This window comes from Acidithiobacillus sp. TH-A36 (assembly GCF_057473445.1).
Map to the genome: position 1 here is coordinate 1 of NZ_JBYCKP010000383.1, position 5,902 is coordinate 5,902.

General features: G+C 49.3%; 5 protein-coding genes. All 5 read left to right on the forward strand.

What is annotated here, in order from left to right; translation table 11 throughout:
- Positions 1–435: 435 nt before the first annotated feature.
- On the forward strand, positions 436–1,026 hold the full coding sequence (locus tag AC2VLY_RS09965) for a hypothetical protein (RefSeq protein ID WP_486893451.1): 591 nt from the start codon (positions 436–438) through the stop codon (positions 1,024–1,026).
- A 70-nt stretch (positions 1,027–1,096) separates the two neighbouring features.
- A complete protein-coding gene (locus AC2VLY_RS09970; RefSeq protein ID WP_486893453.1) occupies positions 1,097–1,534 on the forward strand; it encodes a hypothetical protein in 438 nt (145 codons plus the stop codon).
- 5 nt (positions 1,535–1,539) lie between these two features.
- A complete protein-coding gene (locus tag AC2VLY_RS09975; protein ID WP_486893454.1) occupies positions 1,540–2,565 on the forward strand; it encodes a hypothetical protein in 1,026 nt (341 codons plus the stop codon).
- 144 nt (positions 2,566–2,709) lie between these two features.
- Positions 2,710–2,985: a hypothetical protein gene (locus AC2VLY_RS09980; protein ID WP_486893456.1), complete on the forward strand. Its 276-nt coding sequence runs from the start codon at positions 2,710–2,712 to the stop codon at positions 2,983–2,985.
- Between the two features lie 144 nt (positions 2,986–3,129).
- Positions 3,130–4,836 (forward strand): zinc ribbon domain-containing protein, encoded by a 1,707-nt coding sequence (locus tag AC2VLY_RS09985; protein ID WP_486922198.1) that lies wholly within the window; start codon positions 3,130–3,132, stop codon positions 4,834–4,836.
- Positions 4,837–5,902: the final 1,066 nt, after the last annotated feature.

Consider the following 5,902-nt stretch of genomic DNA (forward strand, 5'->3'; position numbering starts at 1 on the left):
AAAGTTACCGACTTTATTTGTTTTTGAAAATTTTGATGTGCCAATTTTAATGGCTTAGCCCGGATAAAAGTTACCAACTTTATTTGCATCCTACACCAGGTGACCTCAAGGGTTCTCCAGAAAAGGAGAAACAGATCGAAATCATCGGCAATACGGCGAACCGGGTCCATGTAGAAGACCATAATCAGGGAACAGTAGAGGGCGCGGAGAGCAACCAGGAGACCTAGTGACGTAAGGGGCACTGTGTTGGCCGTTTTGGCGCTGCTGATGTAGGGCGCGGTTGTCGACTAGGTGTGATGTCTTTCGGTCCGGCCCTCTACTACCGCCTTACCCACTCGATCCGACGAAGAACCGCACAGCTTCTCAGAGCAAAGCAAAACGGTTTTTTCTGGTAATAACCAGAATATATCCGCATTCACATAAGGAGCATCGAAAATGACGCAACAATGGACCAGTAGTTCTACCTGGAACACCATCCAGAACAGCATAGATCAGGCTACCAAAATGCTGAACCGCGCGGATGATTTAATCCGCAAGGAATTTGAAAACATACAGGCTTCCGGACAGTACAGGCTCCCGATCAATCCCGAGATGGTGCAATCCTGTGAGAAGGACTGGGTTATCGGTATGGTGAATCTCTATCATGACGGGCAACTGAACATGGCCGCACTAAAGAAGATTCTGAAAGAAAAAGACAGCGATGTACGGCCTCTCATGGGAGAGGGCGACGCCAAAACACTGACGGCACTCATCGAGCATGTGGACAGCCAGGTGATGAATACCATGATGGATGCAGTCACTAAGCAGATGGCCAGCGCGAAGCTGCATTTACAGCTTGCCCAGGATGCCCGCAATTTTCTCAGTGACTACCGGCAGCGCGTCTATGATGCCTACACGATGGGTTTAGGCAAGGATTACAAAGACCAGTGGATCGGCAAGTACGGACACAAATCAGAGGATGGAAACAAACCAGCGTGGCAATTCCCGGATCAGCCCGTCCGCAAGAACAAAAGCAGTAAGCCGTGAAAAGGGTATATTCTTGTAAGAGACTACAGGTAGTGCTATAACTGAGTTATAGACACAAAGGAGTGTGGTTATGTCGATGGATTCCCAGACCGATGATCTCAAGGAAGTTGCTCAACATCTGGATCGTGCTGTAGAGGGTATGAACAATCTGCGGGGATTACCGCTTTGGGCGCAGGCCGCACACAGCATGCTGACCTACAATCCTGAATCGGTCCTCTATCAAGTGAATCAATGGCAAGACCGGCTCCGCGAGGATGAGGACAAGGTGGGAGGCATATGCGCCATGGTTATAGCGGCGCACAGAATCTATCGCTTTGGTGCAGGACCGGCGATCGATGCTGAGGCCTTGGCCAAGGTGCAGAGTAGGGTGGACGAGCTGGAACATCCGGAAGACCTGGCCGATGGTCTGGCAGAAGACCCATTGGAACCCCAGTATTTCGCGCACGCAGGACACCAGCGTGGGGAATGGCCAATCATCCTGCTTCCCGTGTCTTTCTATGCAGAGTGAGGTGAATGATGCAGTTGATTGACGATCAGAAAATGCAGGAGCTTTTTGAGGCATTCGATAAAGCTGTGCATTGGCGCGATCTTGCCGTCTATGACCTGAACAAACAGGGGCAGATGTATATCGGACTCGTCAAAACCCCGAATGCCGGCGCTGGTGAGGGATTTCTGCGTAATCTCGTCGCTCGGGTCAAAGAATTCGTTTCCTCCAAGAAGGTGGTCGAGTCCCCGGAAAATGGTCGGGCTGTCGCCATTTTTTCTGACAATCTTGAAAAACTCCGGGGAGAGTTGGAGAGCGCGGCCACAGCCCTGCAGTATCTCGGCTACCGTCATCCCGATAGCCTGGCTGGATTCCCAGATACGCCTATTACCCGAACGGTCGAAGCGGGCATAGATAAAATCGTCCATGCTTCGCAGTCTCAAAGCACGTCAGAGTTCACCATCGGTATAACGCCCAGCGCGTGGATGAATGAGGCCACCCGTGCATTGTCCATGGCCAAGGTGATGGGGATACCGACCTTTTATGCCGTGAATATCCTGCTGTCGAACTGCGAACGGAATGACAAGTTGTATAAGCCGGTACTGTTGGATCTGTCTGCGTCCCGAAACACCGCATTGATTTTTTTGCGAACTCTCATGAAGAAAATCCCTGCTGACGCGCCCAAGCAACATGCGGAAGTTGCGCATAGCTGGAGGTATGCCTACGACCGGGTTCAGGAGATCCTGCAGCAAAAGGAACCCCTCACCAAAGAGGAAGGCGAGGAGTTATTTACGGCCTGTTCTTCCATTTCCATCGTCGCGGATGGCTACCAACCCGTTGGACCGGCAGCGCACATGGCCTTTCTGGTAAGTGCCTATATTGCCCGCTTTCAGGAGATCCTGGACGAGTATGGAGACTATTTAGACAAACCAGCGTGGTACATCACCAGAAACCGCCAAAGAGAAGGTCGTGAGCATTCCCTTGTACAGTCGCAAGCGGACAAAAGTGGCGAAGCGCCCAGACCCAACAGCCCATCTCCGCGTCGGAGACGTTAGGTTGCTCTCGGTTTTGGCGATGTTCTGGCTGATTATTCCGGTTGCCTTGGTGGTCCTGATAGTTTGGGTGGCTTATCTGGAATTGCGGGAGGTTCTGCGTTTTGCATTAAAGTTGCTTTCATTTGATAGGAAGGGAATAAACCGATGACATTCTCAGATCTTCATACAAAAATTGGCAATTCAATATCTATTTCTAGTTATGATGTAAAGATTATAATGGCTATGGTTTTTTCTGTAGTCATGCTTTCAATGGCATATCTTTCTTATGGCTCTCTTGTAAATAAAAAGAAGGCTATGCAATCTGGTGTAAATGAAGGCGGTGGAATTTCTGGGCAAATTGTTTTGATTGCTTTTTTTGTTCTTATGTTTTTCGTAAATATTTGGGCATTCTTTTTCCATCCAGGGTTGATTCCAGGATGATAAAAGTAAATAAGGAGATATGAGTTGGGCAAAATCGAAATAACGCCACAGATTAACGGAAATCAAATCGTCTATAAGTACGGCGTGCGCATCAGTCCGGATTCTGTACCAGATATTGAGGGTCAAATCAGGGGAGCCCGGGCAATGTATAACAACATTATCGCCGTTATGCGCGGCATATACGATGAAATGCAGACGTTTGTCATGGATCATGCCGGGCCGGAAGGACAGGCGTTACATGAAAAGATCGCTGCAGCAAACACGGCATTTGCTGCAGCGAAAGCCGATAACGACGAAGCCCGCATGAAAAAAATTGCCTTGGAGCGTAGGGAATACTGGAATCAACTCTCGGCGATTCTTAAAGAAGTGCGGAAAGAACACAAAGATACCCTGAAAGAACGGTTCTATCGTCGAATCGGGAACAACGCATCCACGGAAACCTACGCCTGCCGTGCAGAAGCCGTTCGGGATGGTCTAGGCCCCTTTACAGCAACCCGTATCCTCGATAGCGCGCTCAAGGCATGGGAAATGTCCATGGCGAAAGGAAAAGCACCGAAATTTGCGAGAGGTGAGGAAAAGGATCAGGACACATTAACCCTGCAATTCACGCAAGCGGGTGGAGCACCGGTCGAAGATATTTTTACGGGCAAACGCAAGGATATTGAAATTGCGTACCCCCAAAAAGGGTTTGGCGCACGATCTTACAGTGCATTCCGCTTTCGCCTGGGAGCCGCTTCAGAAGGCGTTTATGCGGAGGGCACTGTGCAGTTGCATCGCGCTATTCCACAAGACACGCATATTGCCATGGCGCACCTGGTACGCAAGAAAATCGGGGGGAAATATCAATATGAATTGCAACTACTGGCGACGTTGGCCAAGCCGCTTGATTTGACGCCTGAGTATCGTCGTAAACCTCTGGTTGCCGTGCATTTTGGCTGGTCCTGGGATGAGGAAGGGCGGCGGCTGGCAGGGATTGCAGACACCGATGATCCATTGGATGCACAGATGCTGACGCTGCCGGTATCCATCGAGAACGATATTAACGAATCATCCAACATCCAGAGCAAGCGGGACACCTATCGGGATGAAACCTTTATGCGGTTAAAGGAGGAAATGGAACTGCCTACAGAGGGGGATACGCCTTTGGTGGAGCATTGGAACAGAATCCGAAAACTGCCTGCACAGTACCTATCTGCGAATCGCCTGCACTATCTGATTGCCTTGATGCGGGATGCCGAAATAGCCATCCCCGGCTGGCTGGAGACCTGGCGGAAAGCCGACAAACGCATGTGGACGCAGGCCGTGTCTCTGGCGCGATCCGCTCGTAATCGCCGCAAGACTTATTATGAAAAGGTGGCGATTGATTTAGCCTCACGGTATGAAACAATTCTGTTGGATATGCCGGATATGAAAGAGGCGGCAAAGAAAATCGACGAAAGAACAGGAGAAAAAACGGACCTATCAAAAAAAGCCAGAAGTGGGCGGGTCATGGCTGCGCTGCATGTACTGGAATCTGCAATCAAGTGGGCTGCATGTAAACATGGAACGGCAGTTCTCAAGGTAAAAGGCGAAAAAACGGCCAGTGTTTGTGGGTTTTGTGGCGGAGAACAACTTGAGGAAAGGCAGAACGACAGTCATACCTTATATTGTCTGGACTGTGGCAGCACGATGGATCGTAAGTTGAACGCTGCCGCTACCGCCTGGAAACTCGCGCATAATGAGCTGGAACCACTGGTGACCAGTTATTGGGAGGAAACCCGCGCCTTGATCCAGAATAAAGGAGAAAAAAAGCGGCTGAAAAGTGAGAAAATGGCGGAAGCACGGCGACAAAAGCGATTGGCTGATGCCTGATCTGCGCGAACGTCTATCGACGGGGGAAACATGGCGTGTTCGCGCTTTAATAAACACAAGGCACAGCGCGAATAGCACCCAATTCTCACGGTAAAACCAGTAATGAAAATTGACGGTTCGCGGAACAGTGGGTATTATCCTTTTGGATATGCGGTGTTAATGCACTGCGGTTATTGTAGCCATTGCAGGGGCTTTGTACTTGCAACGTGGTGCGCCAGGATCAGCGTCCCGCTTGTGCCTCGTTATTGTAGCCATTGCAGGGGCATTGTACTTGCAACGTAGGGAGGATCTCCGACAAGAGGCCTGGTTGGTGTTATTGTAGCCATTGCGGGGGCATCATACTTGCAACGAGGTGCGCAAAAACCTTTCCCCACGACTCGAGTTATTATAGACATTGCGGGGGCTTCGTACTTGCAACCGACAGTTAAGATATTTCTGCACTCGTGTTACTCGTTTTGTAGCTATCCAAGCTCAGGAAAGGTACTACAAGGCACAACGCGAATAGCGCCCAATTCTCACGGTAAAACCAGTGATGAAAATTGACGGTTCGTGGAATAGTGGATATTATCCTTTTGGGTATGCGGTGTTAATGCACTGCGGTTATTGTGGCCATTGCAGGGGCTTTGTACTTGCAACTGTTAAGTGGTTTGTCTGTTCTTGTTCGCGGGTAATAAAGTTCTTAACCAGGTTGAACGTTATTGTAGCCATTGCAGGGGCCTCGTACTTGCAACAGGTGTGCAAGTGTATTTAGCTGGACACTCAACGATTGTTGTAGCCATCGCAGGGGCTTGGTACTTGCGGCAGCAATCATCTGGTAAATACGTTCCTCATGTGGCATTCAAATAAAGATGGTAACAACGAAATAGAGTTGGTAACTTTTATGGGGTATCTAAATTCCATGATGGATCTGCCAATCAAGGGCCAGCGTACCACTCATGTTAAAATTAAGATTCGTGATTGGCGATTAGAGGGGTCTGAAGTCCAATGGAACGGAAACGTACGCCAAGTACTATACGATTAAGCCGTGTAAAAATAATATGTAAAAAATCAAATTGATGATCATGCT